This is a genomic window from Dyadobacter fermentans DSM 18053 (assembly GCF_000023125.1).
Lineage (GTDB): Bacteria > Bacteroidota > Bacteroidia > Cytophagales > Spirosomataceae > Dyadobacter > Dyadobacter fermentans.
On the sequence record NC_013037.1, the window covers coordinates 3,538,280 to 3,562,547 of the forward strand.

Annotated in this window: 23 protein-coding genes; 16 read left to right on the plus strand and 7 right to left on the minus strand. The window is 51.3% G+C overall.

The features are described from left to right. Nucleotides 1–85: 85 nt before the first annotated feature. Entirely contained in the window at nt 86–988 is a 903-nt protein-coding gene (locus DFER_RS14195; RefSeq protein WP_015812337.1) for a sugar phosphate isomerase/epimerase family protein, read from the minus strand. 6 nt (nt 989–994) lie between these two features. Next, nucleotides 995–2,254 carry a Gfo/Idh/MocA family protein gene (locus tag DFER_RS14200; protein ID WP_015812338.1) on the minus strand — a complete coding sequence of 420 codons (1,260 nt, stop codon included), beginning with the start codon at nt 2,252–2,254 and terminating at the stop codon, nt 995–997. 255 nt (nt 2,255–2,509) lie between these two features. On the opposite strand from DFER_RS14200, the gene DFER_RS14205 reads away from it, so the two are divergent. Further along, nucleotides 2,510–4,105, plus strand: a complete 1,596-nt coding sequence (locus DFER_RS14205; RefSeq protein WP_015812339.1) for a Na+/H+ antiporter — start codon at nt 2,510–2,512, stop codon at nt 4,103–4,105. 20 nt (nt 4,106–4,125) lie between these two features. Here DFER_RS14205 and DFER_RS14210 read toward each other — a convergent pair whose 3' ends face one another. Continuing rightward, nucleotides 4,126–5,661, minus strand: a complete 1,536-nt coding sequence (locus DFER_RS14210; protein WP_015812340.1) for a S8 family serine peptidase — start codon at nt 5,659–5,661, stop codon at nt 4,126–4,128. A 158-nt stretch (nt 5,662–5,819) separates the two neighbouring features. On the opposite strand from DFER_RS14210, the gene DFER_RS14215 reads away from it, so the two are divergent. The 12 genes from DFER_RS14215 to DFER_RS14270 all read left to right on the plus strand — a co-directional run bounded on the left by DFER_RS14215 (nt 5,820) and on the right by DFER_RS14270 (nt 18,068). Continuing rightward, entirely contained in the window at nt 5,820–7,112 is a 1,293-nt protein-coding gene (locus DFER_RS14215; protein WP_015812341.1) for an aminopeptidase P family protein, read from the plus strand. A 56-nt stretch (nt 7,113–7,168) separates the two neighbouring features. Then, complete coding sequence (locus tag DFER_RS14220) at nt 7,169–7,468, plus strand: DUF5618 family protein (protein WP_015812342.1); 300 nt, start codon at nt 7,169–7,171, stop codon at nt 7,466–7,468. Between the two features lie 128 nt (nt 7,469–7,596). Continuing rightward, the gene (locus tag DFER_RS14225; protein WP_015812344.1) at nt 7,597–7,998 is read left to right on the plus strand and encodes a DUF5618 family protein; all 402 of its coding nucleotides are present in this window, start codon (nt 7,597–7,599) and stop codon (nt 7,996–7,998) included. A gap of 76 nt (nt 7,999–8,074) precedes the next feature. Continuing rightward, nucleotides 8,075–8,704 carry an MgtC/SapB family protein gene (locus DFER_RS14230; protein ID WP_015812345.1) on the plus strand — a complete coding sequence of 210 codons (630 nt, stop codon included), beginning with the start codon at nt 8,075–8,077 and terminating at the stop codon, nt 8,702–8,704. A gap of 200 nt (nt 8,705–8,904) precedes the next feature. Beyond that, nucleotides 8,905–9,768 (plus strand): EboA domain-containing protein, encoded by an 864-nt coding sequence (locus tag DFER_RS14235; RefSeq protein WP_015812346.1) that lies wholly within the window; start codon nt 8,905–8,907, stop codon nt 9,766–9,768. A gap of 4 nt (nt 9,769–9,772) precedes the next feature. Further along, the gene (locus DFER_RS14240) at nt 9,773–10,801 is read left to right on the plus strand and encodes a TatD family hydrolase (protein ID WP_015812347.1); all 1,029 of its coding nucleotides are present in this window, start codon (nt 9,773–9,775) and stop codon (nt 10,799–10,801) included. Between the two features lies 1 nt (nt 10,802). Further along, the gene (eboC, locus tag DFER_RS14245) at nt 10,803–11,672 is read left to right on the plus strand and encodes a UbiA-like protein EboC (RefSeq protein WP_015812348.1); all 870 of its coding nucleotides are present in this window, start codon (nt 10,803–10,805) and stop codon (nt 11,670–11,672) included. A gap of 165 nt (nt 11,673–11,837) precedes the next feature. Beyond that, nucleotides 11,838–12,998, plus strand: coding sequence for a 3-dehydroquinate synthase (locus tag DFER_RS14250; RefSeq protein WP_015812349.1), 1,161 nt, complete (start codon nt 11,838–11,840; stop codon nt 12,996–12,998). Continuing rightward, nucleotides 12,995–14,197: a metabolite traffic protein EboE gene (eboE, locus tag DFER_RS14255; protein WP_015812350.1), complete on the plus strand. Its 1,203-nt coding sequence runs from the start codon at nt 12,995–12,997 to the stop codon at nt 14,195–14,197. Before DFER_RS14250 ends, eboE begins: the two co-directional genes overlap by 4 nt. Further along, nucleotides 14,190–15,554: an alkaline phosphatase family protein gene (locus DFER_RS14260; RefSeq protein WP_015812351.1), complete on the plus strand. Its 1,365-nt coding sequence runs from the start codon at nt 14,190–14,192 to the stop codon at nt 15,552–15,554. Before eboE ends, DFER_RS14260 begins: the two co-directional genes overlap by 8 nt. A gap of 63 nt (nt 15,555–15,617) precedes the next feature. Further along, nucleotides 15,618–16,808 (plus strand): PQQ-dependent sugar dehydrogenase, encoded by a 1,191-nt coding sequence (locus DFER_RS14265; protein ID WP_015812352.1) that lies wholly within the window; start codon nt 15,618–15,620, stop codon nt 16,806–16,808. Between the two features lie 48 nt (nt 16,809–16,856). Continuing rightward, entirely contained in the window at nt 16,857–18,068 is a 1,212-nt protein-coding gene (locus DFER_RS14270; protein ID WP_015812353.1) for a saccharopine dehydrogenase family protein, read from the plus strand. Nucleotides 18,069–18,107: 39 nt separating this feature from the next. Here DFER_RS14270 and folB read toward each other — a convergent pair whose 3' ends face one another. The 3 genes from folB to DFER_RS14285 all read right to left on the minus strand — a co-directional run bounded on the left by folB (nt 18,108) and on the right by DFER_RS14285 (nt 20,509). Continuing rightward, the gene (folB, locus tag DFER_RS14275; RefSeq protein WP_015812354.1) at nt 18,108–18,458 is read right to left on the minus strand and encodes a dihydroneopterin aldolase; all 351 of its coding nucleotides are present in this window, start codon (nt 18,456–18,458) and stop codon (nt 18,108–18,110) included. 9 nt (nt 18,459–18,467) lie between these two features. Next, the gene (locus tag DFER_RS14280; RefSeq protein WP_015812355.1) at nt 18,468–19,502 is read right to left on the minus strand and encodes a DivIVA domain-containing protein; all 1,035 of its coding nucleotides are present in this window, start codon (nt 19,500–19,502) and stop codon (nt 18,468–18,470) included. A 107-nt stretch (nt 19,503–19,609) separates the two neighbouring features. Further along, nucleotides 19,610–20,509 (minus strand): WD40 repeat domain-containing protein, encoded by a 900-nt coding sequence (locus DFER_RS14285; RefSeq protein ID WP_015812356.1) that lies wholly within the window; start codon nt 20,507–20,509, stop codon nt 19,610–19,612. A 31-nt stretch (nt 20,510–20,540) separates the two neighbouring features. On the opposite strand from DFER_RS14285, the gene DFER_RS14290 reads away from it, so the two are divergent. After that, nucleotides 20,541–21,170: a 4'-phosphopantetheinyl transferase family protein gene (locus DFER_RS14290; protein ID WP_015812357.1), complete on the plus strand. Its 630-nt coding sequence runs from the start codon at nt 20,541–20,543 to the stop codon at nt 21,168–21,170. A 2-nt stretch (nt 21,171–21,172) separates the two neighbouring features. Here the strand turns inward: DFER_RS14290 and DFER_RS14295 are convergent, their stop codons facing one another. Next, entirely contained in the window at nt 21,173–22,021 is an 849-nt protein-coding gene (locus DFER_RS14295) for a transglutaminase-like domain-containing protein (protein WP_015812358.1), read from the minus strand. Between the two features lie 145 nt (nt 22,022–22,166). Between DFER_RS14295 and galE the strand changes: the two genes are divergently transcribed. Continuing rightward, a complete protein-coding gene (gene galE, locus DFER_RS14300; RefSeq protein WP_015812359.1) occupies nt 22,167–23,186 on the plus strand; it encodes a UDP-glucose 4-epimerase GalE in 1,020 nt (339 codons plus the stop codon). Beyond that, complete coding sequence (gene rfbB / locus DFER_RS14305) at nt 23,183–24,238, plus strand: dTDP-glucose 4,6-dehydratase (protein ID WP_015812360.1); 1,056 nt, start codon at nt 23,183–23,185, stop codon at nt 24,236–24,238. The genes galE and rfbB overlap by 4 nt, the downstream gene beginning before the upstream one ends. Nucleotides 24,239–24,268: the final 30 nt, after the last annotated feature.

The window sequence follows — 24,268 nt, forward strand, 5'->3', positions numbered from 1 at the left end:
TCATGCATAAAAAAAGCCCGGATAACCGGGCCCTTTATGCATTTGTAAGAAGTGTAATTATGCGTTGAACACAAGGTCCATCTTCTCACGGATAGTTAATAAACGTTTGCGGTCGCCGCCGGAAACCTCGGCCGATGCCCAGCCGGAGTAGCCGATCTTTTTGCAATGCCTTGTTTACCTCGGCCCAGTTGCAATCGCCTTCCATGAACTCTACGTCGAAGCCTTTCCACAGGCCCAGGTCGTTTTGTTTTTTGAAGCTGAATTCTTTCAAATCCAGTTTGAGAATGCGTTTGTCCAATGCTTCGATCCACGAAACGGGGTAGCCGTAACGCAGCACGTTGCCGACATCGAAATACCAGCCTACCATCGGGTGCTTGAACTCGTCCACGTAGCGGGCTGCTTCGAGCGGGCTGATCAGGAACTGGTTCCAAACATTTTCGAATGCGATTTTAACGCCCGTCTTCTCGGCCACCGGCAGCAGTTTGCGGATTTCCGCCTGCGAGCGCTCGTAGGCTTCTGCATAAGTGACATTCGCATTCACCACGCCCGGCACCACAAGGACGGTCGTGCCGCCGTATTGTTTGGTGTCGTGCAATGCTTTTTCAATGGATTTGACGCATTCTTCGCGCTTTTTCGGATCGGGATCGGACAATGGGAGCTTCCAGTGCATCGAGTTCACGGTTCCCGGCAGTTCGAGGCCCGTTTTGTCGCGCGCGGCGAGCACTTCCTTCATATCCAGCTTATCGGGCGAGTCGAGTTCGACGCCGTCGTAGCCAAGGTCTTTGAGGAGTTTGAATTTGTCCATAATCGACAAATCTTCTTTTACCATACCCCATTTAAGGCTTTTCTTCACCATCGGGCGTGCCGCAACCGCTGGTGCGCTGGCCGCGGATGCAGCCGCCGCTTCGGCACCGTACAGCACCGAAGAGCCCGCCGCCACGGCAGATGCTGCCATGGCGGTGTTTTTCAGGAAATCTCTTCTTTGCATAAGGTATCAGGAGAATGCAGTGATACCTGGCTTAGCCACCTCTACAACCGGTGGTTTCATGTCAAAGCTGTAAGTATCTGGTCCCAGCTTCTCGGTGGAGTTCAATGCATCGTTCCAGGTTACGCGCTTGCCTGTGTAGGCAGCCATTCTACCCATGATGGCGGTTAATGTGCTGTGCGCCATGAATTCGCCGTCGTTGATGAGCTTGCCGCTGCGGATAGACGCAAACAGTTCGTTGTGTTCTGTCTGGTACATATCGTTTTGCGGGCCGTCGTATTTCCACGGGTTAGCACCGGTGATTTCGTGCACGTTACGGGCACAGTTTACCATTGCCTGCCCTTTGGTTCCTAATGTTTGTACCAAATAGCTGTTTTCGCAGTTGGCCTGCTGGCGTGAGTGGTGGAAGCCTTTCACACCATTATCGTAATCGTAAACGACCGAGAAGTGGTCGAAAATGTTGCCGAACAGTGAGTCGGTGCGCACCTGACGGCCGCCGGTTCCTACTGCCGAAACAGGCAGCTTGCCGCCCATTGCCCAGGCCATCATATCGATGCTGTGCACGGCTTGCTCTACGATGTGGTCGCCGGCGAGCCAGGTGTAGTAAGTCCAGTTACGGAGCACGTATTCAGCGTCCGTCCAGCCGGCCACGCGTGGGAACGACCACAATGTACCGGTATCGTAAGTGTTATAAATCGCCGTAATGTCGCCGACTGCGCCGTCGAGGATCCGTGCGAAGCTCGCGCGTTTCGGCTCGTGGTAGCGCCAGCAGAAGCCCGACATCAGGGACACATTCTTTTGCTTGGCCAGTTTCGCCGCGTCGAGCACTTTGCGCACACCCGGAGCGTCCACCGCCACCGGTTTTTCACAGAAAACGTGCTTACCTGCATTGACAGCCGCCGTCAAATGCTCGGGCCGGAAGTGAGGAGGCGTTGCGAGCAGTACTACATCCACACCCGAATCCAACACTTTCTTGAAAGCGTCGAAACCCACAAACTTGCGACCTTCATCCACTTTCACTTTCTGACCGTGCACTTTCGTAAGGTTTTCAAGCGACGAGTCCAGTTTGTCTTTGAAAATGTCACCCATAGCCCACAGTACTACGTTAGGGTCAGCTTTCAAAGCCTGGTTAGCTGCGCCGGAACCACGGCCGCCGCAACCGATCAACCCTACTTTCAGGGTATCAGCGTTCACGCCCGCGAAGGCGCGATTGGGGTTCAGGATCGCAAAGGTTGGTAGTGTGCTACCTGCCAATGCTACTCCCGCCATTTTCAAAACATCTCTCCGAGAAGTACTCATTGCAATTAAGGATTAGGTGATGGAATGACTGTTTTTGATGATTTATCTATTCGTAATGCCAGTGATACAGAATATTAAAGGCATTAAAGTTAGTGCAAAACCACAATAATTCCTGCTAATATAAATCAAAATTTGCATTTGCGTGCTCGACCACACACAAAAGTTATTACATGTTAATTTTACATTTTATATACATTTATATCTCCGAACGCCGATTTACTGAATATGATCCTCGAGAATTTACTGCTCATTATTTCACTCCTCTTTGTGGTGTCGATGCTGACAATGCTGAGCGAAAAGATCGGGATTTCCTACCCTATTTTCCTCGTTATAGCCGGCCTGCTGATCAGCTTTGTTCCCGGGATGCCGCATTTGCAGCTCGAACCCGACTGGGTGTTTCTCATCTTCCTGCCGCCGCTGCTTTACGAAGCTGCCTGGAACACTTCGTGGAAGGATTTCTGGGCGTCGCGGCGGGCGATCGGCCTGCTGTCCATCGGGCTGGTCGTGTTCACGGCCACGGCAGTTGCCTACATTACGCACGCGCTCATTCCGGGCTTCACGCTGGCAATGGGCTTCGTGCTTGGCGGCATTATCTCCCCTCCCGACGCCGTGGCTGCCACCTCGGTGCTGCACGGCCTGAAAGTCCCCAAACGGGTGGTGACCATCCTCGAAGGCGAGAGTCTCGTAAACGACGCATCGTCGCTGATCGTATTCCGCGTTGCCCTCGCAACGATCGAAACCGGCAACTTTGTCCTCTGGAAAGCCGGGGCCGATTTCTTGATGGTCGCAGTGATGGGGGTCGTCATCGGCCTGGCGATCGCGCACGTACTCTACGTGGTACACCGCTTTTTCCCCACAACACCCAGCATCGACACCGCGCTTACATTCATTTCACCTTACCTGATGTACATCACCGCCGAGCATTTTCACTATTCGGGTGTGCTTGCCGTGGTGAGCGGCGGCTTGTTTCTGAGCTTCCGGGCCCACGAGTTGTTCACGTACCAGTCGCGGATGCAGACCAACTACGTTTGGCAAACGGTGGTCTTCCTGTTGAACGGCATTGTATTCATCCTCATTGGCCTGCAATTGCCCGAGGTGATCAACGGGCTCAACGAGTACACCACGAGCGAAGTGGTGAGTTACGCGGTCATTATCAGCATTGTTACCATTCTCATCCGCATCATCTGGGTTTTTCCCGGAACTTACCTGCCCAGGATTCTTTCCAAATCGGTGCGCCAGAGAGAGCCGAAACCCAGCTGGCAAACCGTCTTCATCGTCGCATGGAGCGGAATGCGCGGGGTGGTATCGCTGGCGTCCGCATTGGCCATACCGCTGCTCGTGAATGGCCAGCCGTTCCCGCACCGCAACCTGTTCCTGTTTATCACGTTTGTGGTGATCCTTTTTACGCTGGTGTTCCAGGGGCTGAGCCTGCCGTACTTAATCAAATGGCTGAAAATCGAAGACGATGATGATAGTCTGGAAAAAGAGAATGCCATGATGAACTCCCGCCTGGCAACGGTGAGCCTGGACTATATGAAATCCAATTACGACGGCGAAATACAGGATTTCGAGCCGTTCAGGCTGCTGAAAGAGCGATATGAGAAAATCGTGGAGATGGCCGACTACAAACTGCTGCATTCAGAGGATAACAAATCGATCAGCCACGTGCGCAAATACCGCCGGATGCTCCTGGAAATTATTGATGTAAAAAGAGAGGAAATCCTGAAACTGAGGCAGGAAAGAGCTTGCTCCAACGAGCTGATCCGAACGAAGGAACACGAACTCGATCTCGAAGAAGCAAGGCTCCGTAGGTCACCCTGATGCGGGCCACCCTATGCGGGTCAATTCCACTCCACTTCCACTACGTAATCACGAAGGTCGATGGTCGTGAACCTTTCGTTATTCTGGCGTTTCAGCGACACCTTGCCGTTCTGCACTTTGGCTACCTGCTGCGCGATGACGTCCTTTTCGTTCTTTTTGCGGTAAATGGCCACTATAGCGTCCTGGCTGGTCACGTCCACCTCGCAGCTGCGTCCTTTGGCCGTGATGAGCTTGGAGTTGTTAGGTAAATAGGGCGCCTTCGCGAGTGCAAGTGCGCGGGAGGCCTGCGGCACGCCGTAGCCCACAAAATTATTGCCATAAGGGTACAAATGCGAGGATTTTTCGATCAGCGAAATGAGCTCCTTGTTCGAAAGCTGCGGATTAGCTTGCAGCAGGCACGCCGCAAACCCGGTGATTACGGGCGCGGAAAGCGACGTTCCGTAAAGCGAAAAGCAGGAAACATTGGGTTTTACATAAGACAAAAACTCCGGTCCGGTGCTGCTGTAACCGATCCGGTTCCACAGCTTTCCATTGGTAGCTCCTACCGACAGGACTCCTTTCGCATCGGCAGGCGCCGACACAATGCCCCAGCTCTTATCGTCGCCTTCATTTCCGGCGGAAACGATGATCATAATGCCCTTTTTGTCGGAAGCGATCTGCGCGGCTTTGCTGATAGCGCTCGTTTTGCCATCCATTTGTGCCGGCTGGTAATTCTCTCGCGGGTCCGAGAAACCTTTGGCATAACCTAATGAAGTATTGATCAGGCGCACACCAAGGCTATCCATCCATTCCATTGCGGCGATCCAGTTATCTTCTTCGCCGCGGTATTCGCGCATGGAATAATCCGTGCGGGCGAGGTAGAATTTCGCATTGGTGGCCATTCCGTACTGCACCTGGTCCTGGTGATCGATGCCGGCAATGGCGGCAAGCACTTCAGTGCCGTGCATATCGGAGAACGACTCCGCGGTGCTGAACAGCAAGTCGCCGGGACGACCTGGCTTCACGTAATCACGGATACCCAGGACCCTATTATTGGAAAAAACCTGCGAAAGCGAAAGGGACGAATCCGCGCCATAGAAACCCGCGTCGATTACACCGATCGTAACGTCTTTGGCGGTAATATTTTCCTTTAAGAATGCATTAGCCTGCACCTGCGACATCACGGGCGCCATTTGCGCTTTTTCGATGGGCTGGGTTTTCGCTATGTAAAAACCGGGGTCGATCATTACCACGTCGGCCACAAAATCCAGTTCGCGCACTTTCATGGCCTGTTCGCTCGTGAGGTTGGCGGAAACTGCATTCAGCCATTTGGAGCGGTTGATGATATTCACCGAATGCCCGCGCAATGCGGTTTCGTAGGCTTTATTGACCGGCAAATCGGTTTCATCTGAAAGGACGAGCCCCAGTTTCTGCCGGTTTTCCAGCGTCAGCGGCGAAACGGCCGGGCTGGCAGTCAGGTCTTTATTTTTCAGATAAATCCAATATTTCGGGCTTGCTGACAACACCCACGGCATACACACGAGCGCAAGCAAAAGCAGTCTTTTCATCAACGGCATTAGTTAGGTATTCTAAATCAATTTGGTAAATCAAAACTCGATTTCTGCGTTTCCGGGGCCATAATCAATGCTTTACTAAGGCAACGGAAGTTTAGAATTTTTGAACAAGATAAACGTAATTTTACAAATTAAATTACCTGATCCGAAAAAATACAGACATGCGATATTCCCCCATCGACCAAAAACTATTTATTGAAAACAGACGCCGTTTAACGACATTACTCAAACCTAGATCCCTGGCCATACTCAATGCAAACGACATTATGCCAACCAACGCAGACGGCACAATGGGTTTCAAACAAAACAGCGATTTGTTCTACCTCACGGGTGTCGACCAGGAGGAAACGATCCTGCTCATCTTCCCCGACCACCCCGATCCGAAGTTCCGCGAAGTCCTTTTCCTCCGCGAAACGAACGAAACCATCGCCGTTTGGGAAGGCGAAAAACTCACCAAGGAACAGGCCCGCGCCGCCACTGGCATTCAAAGCATTTACTGGACGCACCAATACGAAACCGTTTTCGGCAACATCGTTTTTGAGGCTGAAAACGTGTATTTGAACACCAACGAACACACCCGCAACGATTCTTATGTACAGTCACGCGATGCGCGGTTTATTGAGTGTTTCAAAAAACAATATCCGCTGCACCACCTCGTGCGCCTGGCGCCGCTCATGCACCAGCTCCGCGCCGTGAAGCAGCCGGAGGAAATTGCATTGCTGCAAAAGGCTTGCGACATTACGAAACAGGGTTTCGAAAGAGTATTGAAATTCGTGAAACCCGGCGTGCACGAATTCGAGATAGAAGCCGAACTGCTCCACGAGTTTGTCCGCAACCGTTCGAAAGGTTTCTCCTACCAGCCGATCATTGCTTCGGGCGCAAATGCGTGCGTGCTGCATTACATCCAAAACGACCAGGTTTGCAAGGACGGTGACATCCTGCTCCTCGATGTAGCCGCTGAATACGCCAACTATGGCGCCGACCTTACCCGCAGCATCCCGGTGAACGGCCGCTTCACCAAGCGCCAGCGCGATGTGTACGACGCCGTTCTGCGTGTTTTCAAAGCGGCCAAAGGCCTGCTTGTGCCAGGCAACATCTGGGACGAATACCACCAGGAAATCGGCCGCATCATGGAAAGCGAGCTCATCGGCCTCGGCCTGATCACCCGGGATGACATTGCCAAACAAGACCCCGATACGCCGGCCTACAAGAAATATTTCCCGCACGGCACGTCGCATTTCCTGGGCCTCGACATCCACGACGTCGGCAATAAATACCGCCGCTTCGAACCCGGCATGGTCTTCACCTGCGAGCCGGGCATCTACATTCGCGAGGAAGGATTGGGCATCCGGTTGGAGAATGATATTCTAATTACGGAGAATGGGAATGTGGATTTAATGGCAGATATCCCATTGGAGGCCGAGGCGATTGAGGAGTGGATGAATGGTAAGTGATTCTTTGTAAATTTGTTGGGTAGTCTTACTATTCACCAAACACATACACTTAAAATATGGCTAAACAAGAACTCTCCGCGCGGGAAGCTGTCACTGAGGCTAAGTGCTACCTAAACAATGCGAAGGAAATCCTGCGCGAAAAGGGAGCGAAAACAGAAGGGTATTATCGGGACTCCAAATATGTAAAAATGGCCGGGGATACCGCTTATTCCGGTGTGTTATTTGTTTTGGACCATTATTTCGGCGAGAAAGCGAAGGGCCGCAAGGATGTAGATTGGTACAGAATAAATCTTTCGAAAGAGGATCGAAAAATGCTCGACTCCTTCACTGCCGTTTACGAACAGTTGCACCTGTGATGGCATATGACGGCGTAGGTCAGGAGGAGGTTGTGAAAATTGGCTTTCGGCAAGCCGAACGCATCATCGACTGGGTCGAGACGCGGACGGCGGCCGCATAATGAACACTTTTAACTTAAACATACGCTATGATTAAAAAACAAGAACTCTCCGCGCAGGAAGCTGTCATCGAGGCAAAACGCTATTTGAACAATGCAAAGGACATCCTTCGCGACAAAGGGGGCAAGGAAGATGGCTTCTACCAGGATTCCAAGTATGTGAAAATGGCCGGGCATACTGCTTATTCCGGGGTACTTTTTGCGCTGGACCATTATTTCGGCAAGAAAACGAAAGGCCGGAAGGATGTGGATTGGTACAAGTCTAACCTGGCGCAACAAGACAAGAAAATATTGAACACATTCGTATCCGTTTACGAGCAATTGCACCTCGTGATGGCATACGATGGTGTGGGAGATGCCGAGGTCGTGAAGCTAGGCTTTCAACGAGCGGAGATAATTATAGATTGGGTAGAGCGGCGTTTAGCGGCCTGAACCGTAGCATTACCCCATCAAAAAGCCGGGAGATTCAACCTCTGCCCGGCTTTATCATGAATACAAATTACATTGAATGGAAATTCTGCCCGAAGACATTTTAAAACTCCTCATATCCTTTACCCTCGGCGCGATCATCGGCGCGGAGCGCGAGTACCGAAGCAAATCTGCCGGCTTACGCACGCTGATTTTGATTTGCATGGGCTCAACTTTGTTTACCATTCTTTCCATTAAGATCAGTTCCGACGCCGGGCGTATCGCGGCGAATATCGTGACGGGCATCGGTTTTATCGGCGCGGGGATCATTTTCCGGGAGAATAACCGCGTCGTAGGGATTACAACAGCGGCGATCGTGTGGGTGACGGCGGCCGTGGGAATGGGCATCGGGGCCGGGTTTTATGAGGTAACCGTTATGTGCTTCGTCATTTCGGGGATGACGCTCGTGATCCTGGCGCCTGTGCAGAAATTCATACGGCGCAAAAGCCAGATCCGCAATTACCGGATCATGTGCGTGTACCAGCGCAAGACATTGAAAACGTATGAAAACCTCTTCAAAGACTACGACCTAAAAATCCTGCGCGGCGAGCAAAGCCGCATCGGGACGCACATTACCGGCAACTGGACCCTCCAAGGCTCCGAGCGCATGCACGAAAAACTGACCCACCACCTGCTGAACGATGCCGATATTCTCGAATTCGATTTTTAACCATCAGTTACAAATGACATTAGTTTTTCATTAAAACTGATATCAATCATGGCCGAAAATGAGCCAAAAACGGCCATTACTACGTTATAAATAGCCGGCCGGAAACTTTATACCGGCAAACAGGCATTATAGCATTAACCCGGCATCCTCCATCATTTTACACGGTGCAAGCCGGTAAGACAGGATCACAGACAACCGTTATGTCCGATATTATTAAACAAAAGATCTGGGATATCATCGCTTCCAACACGTCGGCTGCCGAGGCCGGGTGGTTGCAGCAAAAAGTAGCCCTCGCGCCGGGCGCCGTTGCGCCGATCGAACTGATGACTGCCTTCGTGGCAGCTTCCCGTTTTTTATCCAAAAAAATCATTACCACCTCCGAAGCCGAAAAGGCCGCATTGAACCTCGAAATTCCCGGGTTTTCAGTCGATGGATGGTCGCTTGTGCGGCTTGGCCGCGTGTGGCTGCTCACGCAGCTTGATCCGTCGGACAAGGAGGAGTATGTTAAAAACATTGAAACGCTGTTCGATACGGCGGAAATGAATGAGCTCGTGGCGCTGTATTCGGCATTGCCGCTGCTTTCCTACCCGGATCAATGGCTCTTCCGGGCGACGGACGCCGTGCGGTCGAATATGGGATTTGTGTTTGATGCGATTGCATTGCATAACCCCTACCCGGAGAAGCATTTCAGCGAGCTTGCCTGGAACCAGCTGGTACTCAAAACGATATTCAACGACAAGCCTATTCATTTGATAGAAGGACTGGAAAACCGTACGAATGAAAAGCTGGCCGTGACGCTTTCCGACTTCGCGCACGAGCGCTGGGCGGCCGGTCGCAGCGTGCCTGCACAGGTGTGGCGGCTTACCGGCAAATACCTGAATTCCGCGTTGCTGGCCGATATGCAGCATTTGTTTGATTCGGACCAAGAGGACGACCGTAAGGCGGCCGCATTGGCCTGCGGCGACGCATCGCTGCCGGCAGCCAATTATTTGTTGGCCAAATATACCGATCTGGAAAAATCAGTAAAATCCGGCGCATTGACCTGGGCCGACCTCGAACATTGACATTATGTGCCTCAATCATAACGAATTAGCTCAAAATCCTTCGCATTTCGAAGACAGCGAAGAAGCCAACCAGGCCCCTGCGCACCGCGACATTGCCTGGAACGACTACAAAGACCTCATCAAAGGAATGCGGTTTTTCGACCCACACATCCACATGGTGTCCCGCACGACGGACGATTACCAGGCCATGAACCAGGCCGGTATCGTGGCGCTCATCGAACCCGCATTCTGGGTAGGGCAGCCGCGCACGGGGTTGTCCACATTCAAAGATTATTATAGCAGTCTGGTAGGATGGGAACGCTTCCGTTCCTCGCAGTTTGGCATAAAACACTACTGCACGATGGGCCTGAACTCCCGCGAGGCCAACAACGAGCCGCTAGCGGAGCAGGTAATGGAAATCCTGCCATTGTATATTTATAAAGAAGGCGTGGTAGGCGTGGGCGAGATCGGTTTCGACGACCAGACGCCCGCAGAGGAAAAGTACTACCGCCTCCAACTCGAACTCGCGAAAGAAGCGAAACTGCCCGTGCAGATCCACACGCCGCACCGCGACAAGAAGAAAGGCACCGAGCGCAGCATGGCCATTGCATTGGAACACGGCATCGACCCGTCGTGGGTGATTGTGGACCATAACAATGAGGAAACCGTGAAAAGCGTGCTTGATCAGGGATTTTATGCGGCATTTACCATTTATCCATTTACCAAAATGGGCAACGAACGAATGGTGAAGGTCGTGGAACAATACGGCCCGGAGCGTATTATGATCAACTCCGCTGCCGACTGGGGCATTTCCGATCCGCTCGCGATCCCGAAAACGGCCGCATTGATGAAAATGCGCGGTATTCCGGACGAAACCATCCGGCTCGTGACTTATCAGAATGCCATTGATGCATTCGGCCAAAGCGGGCAGATCGACGTGACCGATTTCGAATCGGGGTACGCGGTGGACCAGACGGAAAAATTCCATGGTAACAGCATTCTGCGGGGTGGCCAGCAACCTGCTCCGGTGAAGGACTTTTTAGTGATCAATTAAAGTGGCCGCACTCAAACCTTATTTGCAGCTCACCCGCCCGGCCAACCTGGTAACCGCCATCGCGGACATCCTGGCCGGTATGGCGATCGCGCAGTTTACATTTTCGGATTTTTCACCGGCATTGCTCGTGCTTTCCACGCTCGGCCTGTATGGCGGCGGGGTAGTGATGAATGATGTTTTTGATGCCAAACTGGATTCAGTAGAGCGACCGGAGCGGCCTATTCCAAGCGGTAAGGTGCCTCTGGCGCAGGCTGCTGCAATGGGCATTTCGCTGTTGCTGCTGGGCATTATCGCGGCAGCGGCCTACAACCTGCAAAGCGGCATGATCGCTGTGGTGGTAGCGATGCTCACCATTTTGTATAATCGATTTGCCAAACACCACGTGTTCTTCGGTCCGCTCGTGATGGGCATGTGCCGGGGCGGTAACCTTATCCTCGGCATGAGCGTACTACCCGAATCGTTGCAGCAATGGGCGTTCATCGCCATTTTCCCGATCATGTACATTGGCGCCATTACGCTCATCAGCCAGGACGAGGTGCATGGCGGCAAGAGGCGTACATTATATATAGCCGCATTTCTCTACCTGGCTGTGCTTGCGGCGCAGCTCATCATTGCGCATGGAAAGGGTAATTTGCTGTTTACTATTCCGTTTATCCTGCTGCACGCCTGGTTTATTTTCCGGCCGCTTTGGAATGCGATGCAGAATCCCATCGGCCCGCTTATCGGTAAGGCGGTGAAAGCCGGGGTAATCTCGCTGATCGTCATGAATGCTTCCTGGTGTGCAACATTTGGGCTGCTGCCTATTGCCATTGCAGTGCTCGCATTGCTGCCGCTTTCAATGTATTTAGCGAAGGCATTTGCGGTTACTTAAATGAAGGAGGAAGGCGACGATGGAGGATGGAGAAAGTGTGGTTTCTGCCTAATAAATTAATTGGACGATGGCGGGACGGGGAAAACCTCGTAATTTTAGTCTTTATATCAGTGATTTTGAGCTTAATATTCAGTACCCACTTTTGCTAGTGTAATGCAAAATTCAATGCAAACCATAAAACAACGTTTCCAGGTGGAATACAATTATGCCGTATTCTTCACCCAGCACCTATTTGACACCCAGAACCCGTTACTGAAAGATTTTTTTCAAGCATATACCGAGCAGGGCTTTCAACGCAAGGCCCTGGTGATCGTGGACGAGGGGTTTGAACAAACACAGCCGGATTTGAAATCCAATATCCGCGCCTATTTCGCACAAAATGCAGCGCATATCCAGCTCGCGGCCGAGATCATTTCGGTGCCGGGCGGGGAGGCGTGCAAAAATGATCCGTCGCAGTTCGATAAGCTCGTGGAGGCTGTCGACGTGTTCGGGATTGATCGGCACTCATTTGTGATCGGCATTGGCGGTGGCGCCGTGCTGGACCTCGTCGGTTACGCCGCCGCGGTTTCGCACCGGGGCATCAAGCTCATCCGCATTCCGACGACCGTTTTGGCGCAAAACGACTCGGGCGTGGGCGTCAAAAACAGCATTAACTTTCACGGTAAAAAAAACTTCCTCGGCACATTTGCACCACCGGTGGCTGTTTTCAACGATCTCACTTTCCTGCGCACGCTCGACGACCGCGACTGGCGCGGCGGCCTGGCCGAAGCTGTAAAAGTGGCATTGATCAAGGACCAGGCGTTTTTTGAATGGATTGAAGAACATGCAACCGCATTGGCAGCGCGTGATGAAGAAGCCATGGCCTACCTCATCCACCGCTGCGCCGAAATGCATACCGACCACATTGCCGGCGGCGACCCGTTCGAATTCGGCTCTTCGCGACCATTGGATTTTGGTCACTGGGCCGCGCATAAGCTGGAATTCCTTACGAACTTCGAGGTGCGTCACGGCGAGGCGGTGGCGATCGGCATCGCATTGGATTGCGTGTATGCCCATAAAATAGGCATGCTGGCCGAAAGCGACCTGCACCGCATTATCGACGTGCTCACCAAAGTCGGTTTTGAGCTATATCATTCCAAACTGGCTGAAAACGATAAAATCAACCTCCGCAACGGCTTGCAGGAATTCCGCGAGCATTTGGGCGGCAGGCTCACCATCATGCTTTTGGAAAAGATTGGAAAAGGTGTGGAAGTGCATGAGCTCGACGCCGACATTATCGCACAGTCGGTGGATTACCTCGAAAGTTCCAAAATTATTCCTGCATGATTACGCCTTACGGACACCTTACCTATTGCAGCAACATCCATCCCGGCGAAAAGTGGGAGGACCATTTCCGGTCGCTGCGTGAAACGTTACCATTTATCCGCGAGCAGCTCGCCCCGGGCAAGCCATTCGGGCTGGGCCTGCGCGTAGCGAATGAGGCTTCCATCGAGCTCAGTAAGCCCGAAGTGCTGAACGAGTTTAAGACCTGGCTGGCCGGTCATGGCATTTACGTGTTTGTGATCAATGGTTTTCCATACGGCGGCTTTCACAACACGCGCGTAAAGGACGACGTGCATACGCCCGACTGGACGACGCAGGACCGGCTGGAATATACGAAGCGCCTCTTCAACATCCTGACCGAGCTTCTGCCAGCTGATATGCACGGAGGTGTTTCCACGCCACCGCTCTCCTACCGACTTTGGTGGGATTCGGAAGCGGAAAAGCAGGAAGCCACCGAAAAAGCAACCGATCACATCCTCGAACTGCTTGATGAACTGGTCCGCATTGAAAAAGAAACCGGCAAGTTCCTGCATTTGGACATCGAACCCGAACCGGACGGCATTCTCGACAACACCGAGGATTTTGTGACCTGGTATGCGAATCTGTTGCTTCCGAAAGGCACTATTTATCTGGTAGAAAAATACGGGATCTACGGTGAAGCGGCACAGGCGCTCATCTTGAAACACATTCAGCTGTGCTACGACATTTGCCACGCGGCGGTCGGTTTCGAAAAACCGGAAGACATCCTCGATTCGCTGAATGAATATGGCATTCAGGTCGGCCGCATACAGGTGAGCTCAGCTTTGAAGGTAAATTACAATACTGAAAAGGAAATTAAGCGCAAGGCAATCGAAACCTTCGACGAGCCGGTGTACCTCCACCAGGTAGTGGCCCGCCACGACGACGGCCATTTTACGCACTACCCCGATTTAAAAGAAGCACTGACCGACTGGGACGAAACCCATGAGGAATGGCGCGTGCACTTCCACGTTCCGCTGTTTGTAAACACTTACGGCGTGCTGGATTCGACGCAGGGCGACATTGTGCAGACATTGGCATTGCAAAAAGAAAACCCATTCTCGGCCTACCTAGAAGTGGAAACCTACACCTGGGGCGTGCTTCCCGAGGACATGCAAAAGCCCATCGGCGAATCCATCGTTCGCGAGCTGGAATGGGTGAAGAAAGTTTTGAATTATGAATAAAACCGTAGTTATAGATATTGTAGGACTAAGCGCCAACCTGATCGGCGAACATACGCCGTTTCTGGACGCTTATGTCAAAAAGCGGCATTTGACGCCGATTAAACCTGTTTTACCTGCTGTCACCACTACTTCCCAGAGCACTTATGTGACGGGTAAATGGCCGGCCGACAACGGGATCGTCGGTAATGGCTGGTACGATCGTGAAGATTCGGAGATTAAATTCTGGAAGCAGTCGAACAAGCTCGTGCAGGGCGATAAAATTTGGGACAATGCCCGAAAAGTGGATCCCAAATTTACCGTTTCGAAGATGTTCTGGTGGTATAATATGTACTCCACCGCCGACTGGTCGGTAACGCCGCGGCCGCAGTACCATGCCGATGGCGTAAAAGCACCGGATTGCTACGCCTACCCGCCGGAGTTGCGCGATGAATTGCAGGCCGAACTTGGCCAGTTCCCGCTGTTCAGCTTCTGGGGGCCGAATGCGAATATCAAATCGACGCGCTGGATTGCAGATGCTTCCATGTCGGTCGAGAAAAAGCATAACCCTACGCTGACGCTCATTTACCTGCCGCATCTGGATTATTGTTTGCAAAAATTCGGGCCGGACTTTTCCAAAATCAGCAAGGAGCTGAATGAAATTGATGAAGTTGTGAAAGACCTCATTCAATTCTACGAGGCGCGCAATGCCAAGATCATTCTGCTTTCGGAATATGGTATTAATGCGGTGAACAACCCGATCCATATTAACCGCATTCTACGCAACGAGGGGCTGATTTCCGTGCGCGTTGAGCGCTGGTATGAGCTGCTGGATGCGGGCGTTTCCAAAGCATTTGCCGTGTCCGATCACCAAATCGCGCATGTTTATCTGAATGATCCTTCGGTGAAAGAGCGCGTGATGCAGGTTTTGAAAAATACACCAGGCATTGATCTCGTGCTTGATAAAGCGGCGCAAAAAGATTACCACATCGACCACGAACGCTCCGGCGATATTGTAGTCGTGGCCAAACCGGACAGCTGGTTTACCTACTATTACTGGCTCGATGATGCCAAAGCGCCGGATTACGCGCATTTGGTAGACATTCACCGCAAGCCGGGTTATGATCCGGTAGAGATGTTTATGGACCCCAAGAATCCGTTGATCAAACTACGTGCAGGCTACAAACTGGCACGTAAGCTACTTGGATTCAGATATTTAATGGACGTCATTCCACTCGATGCCACATTAGTTAAAGGTTCACACGGAGGCATTAACATACCCAAAGAATACTACCCGATCATCATCACAGATCAGGCTGCCGAAAAATCCGAACTGGAAGCAGTAGATGTGTATGATGTGATCTGGAAACACTTGATTTAAAATTGTTTCCAAAAACAAATAGGCTTTCATGACGTTGTTGTAGAAACCTACTACTACGACCTCATGAAAGCCACACTTCACCTAACGCTCATTCTACTGGCGTTTTCACTCGCCTTTCTCGCCTGCAAATCTGACGATCCGAAAGTCCCCGAAGATCCCGGGCTGCCTGAAAATACCATTGATTCCAAAGACGTTTTCCCTGCATTGACATTCAGCCAGCCGGTCGACCTTGTGCAGGCGCCGGGCGATAGCACACAATTCTTCGTGGTGGAGCAGGGCGGTGTGATCAAGGTGTTTTCCAATACCGAAAATGTCTCTTCCAGCGCCACATTTCTGGATATCAAAAGCAAGGTAAGGTCCGGCGGCGAACGTGGGCTACTGGGCCTGGCATTTCATCCGGATTTTAAAACCAATGGCTATTTTTTTGTCAATTACACTTCCGGCACGCCACTGAGGACGGTGATCGCGCGCTACAAAGCGACCAGCGGCACGCAGGCTGACGCGGCCAGCGAAACGGTTCTATTTACATTCAATCAACCGTACGACAATCACAACGGCGGCTCGATGCAGTTCGGAAAAGACGGCTACCTCTACATTGCCACCGGCGATGGCGGCAGCGGAGGCGATCCGCAGAACTATGCGCAGAACCTTAAAAGCCATCTCGGCAAAATCCTCCGCGTGGATGTGAATGGAACCTCGAAAGGCAATTACAGCATTCCGGCTGATAATCCATACTCCGCAGGAACAGGCGGAAATCTGCCCGAAATCTACGCTTACGGCCTCCGCAATCCGTGGCGGATCAGCTTCGATACCGAAAGCGGCAAGCTCTTTGCGGGCGACGTGGGCCAGAATGAGCGGGAGGAAATCGACATTATCGTGAAAGGCGGCAATTATGGCTGGCGGTTCAAAGAAGGCGTCGATTGCTACAATCCGGGTTCCAACTGCAATGTCGACGGCCTCATTGATCCCGTGCACGATTACAGCCAGGACGACGGCGACCGCTCCATTACCGGCGGCTATGTGTACCACGGAACCGCCATTCCGGCGCTCGCAGGCAAGTACATCTACGGCGACTACATCAGCGGGCGCATCTGGGCCCTCGAACTCGACGGCGATACCCGCAAAAGCAACACCCTGCTGATGGAAGATAAGGGCCTGATCTCCTCTTTCGGACAGGATTTGGGGGGCGAAGTGTACTATCTCAACTACGGCGAAGGCAAAGTGATGAAGGTGGTTAACGGAAATTTAAATTGAAAAATTAACCGGTCGTCCTATCTTTGCCGGAAATTTAAACCTATTAAAATGTCCAAGGTTCTTATCATTGGCGCAGGAGGTGTCGGTAGTGTTGTGGCACACAAATGCGCATTGAACAGCAATGTTTTCACCGAAATAATGCTCGCCAGCCGCACCAAGGCGAAATGTGATAAAATAGCAGCCGAAATCAAGGAAATGCATGGGGTTGACATCCAAACTGCTCAGGTAGATGCCGACATTGTGGCCGAAACCGTGCTGTTGATCAAGCGTTTCCAGCCCAAAGTGCTCATCAACGTGGCATTGCCGTACCAGGATCTGACAATCATGGACGCTTGCCTCGAAACCGGCGTACATTACCTCGATACCGCCAATTACGAACCCAAAGACGTTGCAAAATTCGAATACAGCTGGCAATGGGCTTACCAGGAGCGCTTCAAAGAGGCAGGTCTGATGGCCGTGCTCGGCTGCGGCTTCGACCCGGGCGCTACGCAGGTATTTACTGCCTACGCTGCCAAGCACCAGTTCGACGAAATGCATTACCTGGACATCATCGACTGCAATGCAGGCGACCACGGCAAGGCATTCGCGACCAACTTCAACCCTGAAATCAATATCCGCGAGATCACCCAGCCGGGCCGCTATTGGGAAAATGGCGAATGGGTAGAAATCCCCGCGATGAGCATCCATAAACCGATCGATTACCCGGGCATTGGCCCCAAAGAGAGCTACGTGTTATACCACGAAGAGCTCGAATCATTGGTTAAAAACTTCCCTACCCTGAAACGTGCGCGTTTCTGGATGACATTCGGCCAAGCTTACATCACGCATTTGAATGTGCTGGAAAATGTAGGTATGACGAGCATCAAGCCGATCAAATTCAACGGCATCGACATTGTTCCTTTGGAATTCCTGAAAGCAGTATTACCTGCGCCGGATACCTTGGGAGAAAACTACTCCGGCCAGACGTCTATCGGCTGCCAGATCAAGGGTATCAAGGATGGTGAAGAGAAAACTTACTACGTTTGGAACAACTGCGACCACGCTGAATGCTACCGCGAGGTGCGTGCACAGGCGGTGAGCTACACGACGGGCGTTCCGGCCATGATCGGCGCAATGCTGATGCTGACGAACGACGAATGGATGAAGCCGGGCGTATATAATGTAGAAGAGCTGAATCCCGACCCGTTCATGGAGCTACTGAACATCCACGGCTTGCCGTGGCATGAAGCGGTGAACATCGAGCTTCCCCACGAATATTGATAGCAATGAAAAAGGCGGTTTCAAAAACCGCCTTTTTCATTATCCTTCCATCGTGATCACCGCCCGGGTGCAGACCCCTCCTATCGGCGGGTTGAACTTTGAGACTTTTACAGTCACCTTCTCCACCGCCGGGTAATGCTCCCGTATTTTTTCAATTACATTAAAACCAATGTGTTCCAATAACTTGGCCGGCTCTTTCATGACCTTGGCCGTGAGCTGGTAAATGGTTTCGTAATTGACGGTCTCACTCAGCTTGTCGTGCTGAGCGGCTTGGAAAAAGTCCGTGGTAATAGTAATATCCAGGGCGTATTTGTTGCCGATGCGTTGTTCTTCGGGGTAATAGCCGTGGTATGCAAAAAATTCGAGTCCTTCGAGACTGATCGTTCCCAATGGTGGTGATTAGATTTGGTCAAAAAATGAACCGCCGCCTGATTTCTTCGGCTGGCTGTTTTCTCTCGGCCGGTTAATGCCGCCCGAAGAATCCCTGGCCTTCTCTGCCACCTTATGCATTTCCGCGAGCACCTCTTCGGCCTCCTCGGCTGCGCTTTTGGGCGTTTGGCGTGGTCGGTTGTAGGCAACCGGCTCCTCCTGCGCTGGTTCCGGTTCGGGTACCGGCGTCGGCTCTGGCTCTGGAACGGCCGTCGCGAAAGGCGCCACAGGCTGTGCTTCTTCCGGCTCAGGCTCGCCCGGCAATTCGGGATCTACTTCAAAAACCGGTTCAGGTTCGGGCGCCTGCTCGGGGAGATCGAATACGATTTCCGGCTTGTCGTCCTGCAACACCACGTCCACTACCGGTTCCTCGGGCGTCTCTTCCACCTCGATCACCACCGGCTGCTGGAATGTCAGCTTTTTCGGAATTTCAATTTCCGCAATATGCTTTTTAATGTCCTCCATCTTATTGAGGACCGACTCTTTATCATATTTCTGCTCAAAGCGCTCCACTGTTTCCAGCGCACTGTTGGCGAGCGAGCTCAGCTGCACAATAAGATTGTCGCGGAAGTTTTCGATGGCGCGGAAATCACGTTCCTGGACCTTCACTTCCTGCGCGAAATCTTCTTTGAATCTCAACAAACGATCTTCCGTTTGCTTAATGATCTGGTTCGTACGCTGTTCCGCTTCTGTCACCAGGTCATTCGCCGCCGCGCGCGATTCCTCAATGCGTTTTTCGGCGTTTTCGTTGGCTTCTTTCTCGATCAGCTTGCTGGTATCTTCGGCGGCTTTTAAGGTTCTGAATAAGGTTGATTCGATATCTTTCAACTTCGCCAATTCCTTCTCCGCGTATTCCAGCTGCATCTTAAGCAAGTTGTTTTCGCTTGAAAACCGCTCCCATTCCTGAGACAATGAGTTCAGGAAAGCATCTACTTCGTCCGGGTCATAACCTCTGAAAATCTTTTCAAAAGTGTGCTTGCGTATCTCAATAGCGGATATTTTCATGATGCATTCTATGCTTTGATGCCTGGATAATAACGGTCGTGTAAGTTAAAGATATAAGATTCATTTTTCAAAGTATTTACCAACATTGCCATATTATAAGTATTGGCTTACCCGACCTCCCAAACCGAGATCATGCGGTCGTCGCTGCACGAAATCAGCTGGTTTTCAAAGCTCGTCCAAAGGAGCTTGTTCACCGACGTTCCGTGGCCCGCATGACGTGCCCGGTCGATTATTTTTTTAAGCTTAAATGTGGCCGCATCCCATAGTTTAATGGATTTGTCCATGCTGCAAGTAGCGAAGAGGGAGCGATCGGGACTGAATGTAATGTCGTTGATCGCGTACATATGCGCGGGGATGTCGGAGACGATGCCGTACGCATCATTGACGTCCCATATTTTCAGGTGCGCGTCCCGGCCGGTGGTGAACAGGTATTTACCGTCCGGTGAATATTTAACGGAAAATACGGAGTTTGAATGTGCCTGGATGGTCTTTTTTAATTTGAACCCGTCCAGATCGAAGATATGCACATTGCAATCGCTGTCGCCTGTGGCGAATTCGTTGGTATCGACATTAACGGCAATGCTGCGGATACTTTTACCGGCAATTTTAATGTGCTTCTGCACGGCAAAAGTCGGAACATCCATTACCACCACCACGCCGTCGCCCAATGCGATCAATGCTTTTTCACCGGCGAAACGGATGTCGAAAATATTGGTATTGGTAATTTTAGAGGTTTTTTCAATCACATTTTCCTGCGTATTGAGCACCTGGATGCCTTCGAAATTCTGCGCGATCCAGAGCGAACTACTGCTTTCATGCAATGCGAGTGCGTACACGGAGGTGCCTGCGCGGGCGACCAGTTTGCCGAGGTCGGGCTTTTGCAGGTCCCATTGGATTACAAAGCCATCTGCACCCGCTGAATAAAAGCCGTGCGCCGTTTGGTCAGAAATAATTGTATAAACACTGTCCCTATGACCGGAAAAAGTATCTACTTTGCGAATATTCATTTCATGTATTTTTGAAGCAAACAGTATTACCATGCCCCTCGTTCATTCCGAAAAGATAGAAGATAGCAGCACATTACTGCTCTGGAAATTGACGGAAACCGAAGCGGAACTTCAAAATGCTCTGGGTAACGGCTTTAACCAGGAAGAGCTTGACCGGATTTCTCATCCCCAAAAAAAACGCGAATGGCTCGCCAGCCGGATGCTGATCAAGACATTGGCCGAACAATTCGGCATTAACTATGTAGGCATTCACAAAGACGAGCACGGCAAGGCATTTCTGATCGACAACGATTCGCACATTTCCATTACCCACACCGCCGAGTTTGTGGCGGTAGCGATTAACCCCGCCGCCGCGGTGGGCATCGACATGGAGAAGACCGATCCGAAATTGCAGCGAACTTCCAAAAAATACCTTTCGCCGCCCGAGTTCGAACACGCGCAGGACGATATGGACCGCCTTTGCATGTACTGGTGCGCGAAAGAAGCATTATATAAGCTGTACGGGAAGAAACAGATCAGTTTCAGGGACTCGATTTTTATCAACCCATTCGATAATCCGGACGTTATTCTCCGGGGAACGCTCACCGACGAGGACCTGACCGTGCCTTCCAACATCCACATCCGCTGGTTCGACGGCCATTGCCTCGCTATCTCGCTCTGAGATCAACTTTCGGGCGCGTCGTCGAGCGTCGATTTCAGGATTTTCTCGATTTCCCTGATTTTGTCCTGCTCACTGGTTTTTTCGTAAGAAAGGATCAGGTTCCGCAGCACGCGCTGCACAATTTCGAGGTTGGTGCAGGGCTGGTAGAATATTTCCTTCGACTTGATATTCAGCTGCGCGATGTAGTGATCAATGTCCGTTTTGGAGAAAATGATGCCGCGATTGAACACATTGATATAGAACTGCGTTTTGTCGCTTTTATAGGTCAAAACAAACAGGTTGGGCAAATTCACGCCATACACCGGCATGCCCAGCTTTCGGGCTATCAATAAATAGATGACACACAACGTGATCGGATTTCCCCGGCGGCTTTCAAGCACCGAGTTGATCATCGAGTTGGTAGGCGAATGGAAGTTTTTCGTATTCGCCGCAAAATTCATCACGCCAAAGAAAATGCTATTGATCCGCTTCACCTGGTCCACCGCATTCATTTCCTCCTGGAACTGTATCCAAATGTCGTAATAAAGCTGCTCGATGGTGGTTTTTAGTTTCTCGATCGACAAATCCGGATAGTGGTAAGTGGCGATGATCCACATGCCTTCCAGCAGGTCGAGCCCGCCGCCGTTTTTCCACGCCTGTAACCGTTCGATCATTATACTGAGTTGCAATTCGTGGATCAGTTCCTCGATTTTACGCTGTACAATCGGGTTGAAACTCTCCTCCCATTCAGTCTCAAGAAAAGGTATCACTGTCCCTCCCAACGACAATATCTTCCCCTCAACATGCTGACTTACTTCATGATCTTCATCATCAAGCAAGGATATCAGTGCCTTGATTTCTTTCTGGTTCATTATCCTCAAATCTGCGTTTTACAACCAACGGATAAATAAAAACATTTTTTTTTAATGGACGTCAAATTTTCTACTTTTGCCCGGAAAAAATACGGCCGCAATACCATCTATACCACCATAATTTTATAAAAAACGCACATAACGCATGAAAATTCTCGTTACCGGAGGGGCTGGTTTTATCGGTTCCCACACCGTTGTAGAGTTGCACAATGCAGGCTTCGAACCGGTCATTATCGACAACCTTTACAACTCCAATCTCAACGTTTTAGAAGGAATCAAAAAAATCACCGGCAAAGCGTTTCCGTTCTACGAAATTGACTGCAATGATGCCGAAAAGGTGAGGGCCCTGTTCGAAAAAGAGCAGTTCGACGGTGTGATCCACTTCGCTGCGTACAAGGCTGTGGGTGAGTCGGTTGAAAAGCCTTTGAACTACTATGAGAACAATCTGATTTCCCTCATGGTATTGCTCCGCGCCGCGCAGGAATTCAATGTGGACAAGTTTGTATTCTCCTCGTCGTGCACCGTGTACGGTCAGCCCGAGCAGCTTCCGGTTACCGAGAACACGCCGCGCCTACCTGCCAACTCGCCTTATGGAAACACCAAGGCCATTGCCGAAGACATTATCCGCGACCATGTGCATTCCAAGCCGGCTTTGAAAGCCATTTCACTGCGTTATTTCAACCCCATCGGCGCACACGAAACATCGCTCATCGGAGAGTTGCCCAATGGCGTTCCGAGTAACCTGGTGCCATTTATCACGCAAACAGCCGCCGGCCTTCGCAAGTCGCTCACGGTATTCGGAAGCGACTATGATACGCCCGACGGCACCTGTATCCGCGACTTCATCCACGTGGTGGACCTCGCCAAAGCGCACGTGAAGGCGCTCGATCTGCTCCAATCACAGACGGATACTAACTATTATGATGTATTTAATGTAGGAACGGGCGAAGGTTATACCGTTTTGCAATTGATTAATACTTTTGAGGAAGTAAACGGCGTCAAATTGAACTATTCCATCGGGCCGCGCCGCGAAGGGGACGTCGAGAAAATCTATGCACAGTCCGATAAAGTAAATAATGTAATGAAATGGCGTGCCGAGAAAACCATGGCCGACGCCCTGCGCGACGCCTGGAACTGGCAACTAAAATTAACAGCTGAAAAATGAAAAAAATCCTGATTACGGGCGGAGCGGGTTTCATCGGCTCACACGTTGTGCGCCGGTTCGTGAATTTTCACCCTGAATATCATATCTATAACCTCGACGCGCTGACGTACGCGGGTAACCTCGAAAACCTGCGCGACATCGAAAACGCGCCGAACTACACATTCGTCAAAGGCGATATCGTCGATGCAGGGTTCATCGACAACCTGTTCACAGACAACGACTTCCACGGCGTAGTGCACCTTGCAGCGGAAAGCCATGTGGACCGATCGATCTCTGACCCTATGTCGTTTGTGATGACCAATGTGGTAGGCACTGTGAATCTTCTGAATGCTGCCAAAAAAGCATGGAAAGATGATTTCTCTGACCGCCGCTTCTACCATGTCTCTACGGACGAAGTGTACGGTGAACTGCACGATCCGGGGACATTCTTCGTGGAAACGACCAGCTACGACCCACGGTCGCCGTACTCGGCTTCGAAAGCATCTTCCGACCATTTTGTAAGGGCATACCACAACACTTACAAGCTGCCGGTAGTGATCTCCAACTGCTCGAACAACTACGGCCCGAACCACTTCCCCGAGAAGCTCATCCCGCTGATGATCCACAATATCATCCAGCAAAAACCGCTTCCTGTTTACGGAAAAGGCGAAAATATCCGCGACTGGCTGTTCGTGGAAGACCACGCGATCGCGATCGACGTGATTTTCCATAATGGCGCCAATGGCGATACCTACAACATCGGCGGCCATAACGAGTGGAAAAACATCGACCTCGTGCATTTGCTTTGCGAGATCATGGACCGCAAGCTCGGCAGAGGCGAAGGCGAAAGCGCTAAGCTGATCACCTACGTGACCGACCGTGCCGGACATGACCTCCGGTATGCGATCGACGCCACCAAATTGTCGGAAGAACTGGGCTGGAAACCTTCGTTGCAGTTCGCAGAAGGCCTGGAAAGGACCGTTGACTGGTACCTGACCAACCAGGACTGGCTGAACAATGTAACTTCCGGCAATTACCAGAAATATTATGACGAAATGTACCAGGACAGATAGCCGGGCCATTTCTTTACTCAATCGATATTC

Excerpts from the sequence above, each read along its gene's own strand:
- eboE (WP_015812350.1), top strand. The coding sequence starts at position 12,995 with ATGATTACGCCTTACGGACACCTTACCTATTGCAGCAACATCCATCCC.
- DFER_RS14250 (WP_015812349.1), top strand. The coding sequence starts at position 11,838 with ATGCAAACCATAAAACAACGTTTCCAGGTGGAATACAATTATGCCGTA.
- DFER_RS14210 (WP_015812340.1), bottom strand. The coding sequence starts at position 5,661 with ATGCCGTTGATGAAAAGACTGCTTTTGCTTGCGCTCGTGTGTATGCCG.
- DFER_RS14240 (WP_015812347.1), top strand. The coding sequence starts at position 9,773 with ATGTGCCTCAATCATAACGAATTAGCTCAAAATCCTTCGCATTTCGAA.
- DFER_RS14265 (WP_015812352.1), top strand. The coding sequence starts at position 15,618 with ATGAAAGCCACACTTCACCTAACGCTCATTCTACTGGCGTTTTCACTC.
- DFER_RS14200 (WP_015812338.1), bottom strand. The coding sequence starts at position 2,254 with ATGGCGGGAGTAGCATTGGCAGGTAGCACACTACCAACCTTTGCGATC.
- DFER_RS14280 (WP_015812355.1), bottom strand. The coding sequence starts at position 19,502 with ATGAAAATATCCGCTATTGAGATACGCAAGCACACTTTTGAAAAGATT.
- DFER_RS14290 (WP_015812357.1), top strand. The coding sequence starts at position 20,541 with ATGCCCCTCGTTCATTCCGAAAAGATAGAAGATAGCAGCACATTACTG.
- DFER_RS14260 (WP_015812351.1), top strand. The coding sequence starts at position 14,190 with ATGAATAAAACCGTAGTTATAGATATTGTAGGACTAAGCGCCAACCTG.
- DFER_RS14285 (WP_015812356.1), bottom strand. The coding sequence starts at position 20,509 with ATGAATATTCGCAAAGTAGATACTTTTTCCGGTCATAGGGACAGTGTT.
- DFER_RS14270 (WP_015812353.1), top strand. The coding sequence starts at position 16,857 with ATGTCCAAGGTTCTTATCATTGGCGCAGGAGGTGTCGGTAGTGTTGTG.
- DFER_RS14220 (WP_015812342.1), top strand. The coding sequence starts at position 7,169 with ATGGCTAAACAAGAACTCTCCGCGCGGGAAGCTGTCACTGAGGCTAAG.
- DFER_RS14225 (WP_015812344.1), top strand. The coding sequence starts at position 7,597 with ATGATTAAAAAACAAGAACTCTCCGCGCAGGAAGCTGTCATCGAGGCA.
- DFER_RS14295 (WP_015812358.1), bottom strand. The coding sequence starts at position 22,021 with ATGAACCAGAAAGAAATCAAGGCACTGATATCCTTGCTTGATGATGAA.
- rfbB (WP_015812360.1), top strand. The coding sequence starts at position 23,183 with ATGAAAAAAATCCTGATTACGGGCGGAGCGGGTTTCATCGGCTCACAC.
- DFER_RS14195 (WP_015812337.1), bottom strand. The coding sequence starts at position 988 with ATGCAAAGAAGAGATTTCCTGAAAAACACCGCCATGGCAGCATCTGCC.
- DFER_RS14205 (WP_015812339.1), top strand. The coding sequence starts at position 2,510 with ATGATCCTCGAGAATTTACTGCTCATTATTTCACTCCTCTTTGTGGTG.
- galE (WP_015812359.1), top strand. The coding sequence starts at position 22,167 with ATGAAAATTCTCGTTACCGGAGGGGCTGGTTTTATCGGTTCCCACACC.
- DFER_RS14215 (WP_015812341.1), top strand. The coding sequence starts at position 5,820 with ATGCGATATTCCCCCATCGACCAAAAACTATTTATTGAAAACAGACGC.
- DFER_RS14235 (WP_015812346.1), top strand. The coding sequence starts at position 8,905 with ATGTCCGATATTATTAAACAAAAGATCTGGGATATCATCGCTTCCAAC.
- DFER_RS14230 (WP_015812345.1), top strand. The coding sequence starts at position 8,075 with ATGGAAATTCTGCCCGAAGACATTTTAAAACTCCTCATATCCTTTACC.